The sequence below is a fragment of the Rhizobium ecuadorense genome (genome assembly GCF_001187535.1).
In the GTDB taxonomy this organism is placed as follows: domain Bacteria; phylum Pseudomonadota; class Alphaproteobacteria; order Rhizobiales; family Rhizobiaceae; genus Rhizobium; species Rhizobium ecuadorense.
Map to the genome: position 1 here is coordinate 1 of NZ_LFIO01001003.1, position 234 is coordinate 234.

Below are 234 nucleotides of genomic sequence, written 5' to 3' on the forward strand. Positions count from 1 at the left end.
GTGGCAAGAATACTGCAACCGGGCTATGCGATCGAATATGATCATGTCGATCCGAGAGAGTTGACGCCATCGTTGGAGGTCAAGCGGCTGAGAGGCCTGTTTCTCGCCGGCCAGATCAATGGCACCACCGGATATGAAGAGGCAGCCGCTCAGGGGCTCGCAGCCGGGTTGAATGCTGCTTTGCGAAGCAATGATTCGGATCCGTTTCATTTTAGTCGGACAAGCTCCTACATC

The 234-nt window shown here is 54.7% G+C and carries 1 protein-coding gene; it reads left to right on the forward strand.

Translation table 11 applies throughout. From position 1 onward, the window contains the following. On the forward strand, positions 1 to 234 hold a 234-nt coding region (locus AF337_RS40625), incomplete at both ends, for an FAD-dependent oxidoreductase (protein WP_193393637.1).